The sequence below is a fragment of the Chromohalobacter sp. 48-RD10 genome, from assembly GCF_029889785.1.
Taxonomy (GTDB): domain Bacteria; phylum Pseudomonadota; class Gammaproteobacteria; order Pseudomonadales; family Halomonadaceae; genus Chromohalobacter.
The window spans coordinates 1-1803 of the sequence record NZ_JARANX010000113.1 but is presented as its reverse complement, the minus strand read 5'-3'; the positions used below and the strand labels follow the sequence as shown (position 1 = coordinate 1803).

The window sequence follows — 1803 nt, the reverse complement described above, 5'->3', positions numbered from 1 at the left end:
GTCGGCATGGCGCGGCTGCGACATTTCCTGCACCACAAAGTTGAGATAATTGCGCAGGGGGTCGTCGAGCGTGAAATAGCGTGGCGCATCGAACAGGCTGGCCAGTTCGCGGTGGCTTCCGGTCAGCGAGGGCGAGTCATCCGGAAGATCGAGGATCAACTGACGGTTGTCACCGATACCTTCATAATAATGCACGTGATTGATCGGGACGATGCAACCCGACAAGGGAGCGATGGAACCGCCCAGCCCCTCGATCTCGAATTCGGCATGGCCGGCCAGGCCGATAACGATCTGGTGGAAGGCATGACCGTGATGCTTGACGGTGTTGTCGAGCGGCGTCAGACGAATACTGCTGCTCATGGTGACCCTCCTGAGCTTCGCAGTGAGCTTACCATACACGCCGATGGCGCGTGAGGCGCAATTATCAGGCCTCCAGTTCAGGCTTTTGCAGTGCCAGGCGCGCGCGCAAATGGTCGCGTATTGCCTCGAGTTCATCGCGCCCGGCACGCGATAGCATGCAGCCTCCCTGTGCGACTTGCCAGGGTCTACCATGCTCCTCCATCACATGCTGCGCGCGGCGGCGAATGCTTTCGAGATAGGCATCGTGGCGAATCGGATAATCGACCAGCGTATGCCACTCGGCCACGCTGGTGCGCTTGTCCAGCGTTTTGTCGAACAGCGTTAGCAGGTGCTCGGGCTCGGTTCGGTAGCGGGGCGTACGGCTGAGCATCAGCATCGCCACGGTACCGACCAGGATCGTCAGACAGACGGCGAAAACCAGTAAAAAAAGTAGCATGATGCGTTGAGAGGCCGAAACGAATGCGAAGTCTCGAGTCTAGCATGCGATCGCGGCACGACGCAGTGACTCTTCTGGCGTGATGAAATCGCAAGGAAGGAGTGGAGCGGGCAACGAGGCTCGACCGGGCTGGCGCACCAGCTCGCGACCCTGAGGTCTGCCTGAGTTTACGAAGAAGGAGTGGAGCGGGCAACGAGGCGCGACCGGGCTGGCGCACCAGCTCGCGACCCTGAGGTCTGCCTGAGTTTACGAAGAAGGAGTGGAGCGGGCAACGAGGCTCGAACTCGCGACCCTCAGCTTGGGAAGCTGATGCTCTACCAACTGAGCTATGCCCGCTCAACGCTGGGGATGTTAATCAAGCGAGCCAGGCCTTGGCAAGCCTGATCATGGCAGCGCTCGATAAAAAATGCGCGAGGCGAGGGAACTTTTGCCCGCAATATGGTCTGAGTTAATGCAAGAAACGTGATTCCAGGCAGTCGCTAGGAAATGCGTTTTGAGCTTACTGTTCTCGATTGACCGCCGTGCCCTTTGTACGGCGGTTTTTTATGCGCTGTCGTCGGCCTCAGCAGCGGTTGCGCATGGTCAACAAGGCGCCGAGAACCTCGCGACGAGTTACCAGGCCGATGACGTGTCCGTCATCGACGACGGGATATACCTTGGGGCGTTCGCCACGCATGGATTCGGCCAGGTCGACGATGCTCTTTTCAGGCGTTACGGTCAGCACAACTTCTCGCATCAGCTCGCCGACCAATGAGGGTTGGCCGCAGTGATAGGCGCTATCGAGCAACTGGCCCAGGACATCCTGTTCCGAGATGAAGCCGATCAGGCGGTCTTGTGCATCGACGACTGGTGCACCGGGCAATCGGTGGCGAGCCAGACCGTCAGCAAGGACCGAAATCGAAGTGTTGGCGGTGACTCGGTAGCCATCGCCGATCATGATATCGCCGACTACGGTGGGGGATGAGCGCGTCATGGAAGGCCTCCTTAGCGTCGACGGGCAGGACCGG

At 59.4% G+C, this 1803-nt stretch carries 2 protein-coding genes, 1 tRNA gene and 1 pseudogene; all 4 read right to left on the bottom strand.

Translation table 11 applies throughout. The features are described from left to right. Positions 1–360: pseudogene (locus tag OP496_RS17535) on the bottom strand (AraC family transcriptional regulator); the annotation flags it as partial. A gap of 64 nt (positions 361–424) precedes the next feature. After that, on the bottom strand, positions 425–796 hold the full coding sequence (locus OP496_RS17530) for a hypothetical protein (protein ID WP_280565175.1): 372 nt from the start codon (positions 794–796) through the stop codon (positions 425–427). 260 nt (positions 797–1056) lie between these two features. Further along, positions 1057–1132: transfer RNA gene (locus tag OP496_RS17525), tRNA-Gly, on the bottom strand. Positions 1133–1358: 226 nt separating this feature from the next. Continuing rightward, positions 1359–1769: a CBS domain-containing protein gene (locus OP496_RS17520; RefSeq protein WP_280565172.1), complete on the bottom strand. Its 411-nt coding sequence runs from the start codon at positions 1767–1769 to the stop codon at positions 1359–1361. Positions 1770–1803: the final 34 nt, after the last annotated feature.

What these genes read in the sequence shown, in the direction of transcription:
- OP496_RS17530 (WP_280565175.1), bottom strand. Translation starts at nt 796, where the DNA reads ATGCTACTTTTTTTACTGGTTTTCGCCGTCTGTCTGACGATCCTGGTC.
- OP496_RS17520 (WP_280565172.1), bottom strand. Translation starts at nt 1,769, where the DNA reads ATGACGCGCTCATCCCCCACCGTAGTCGGCGATATCATGATCGGCGAT.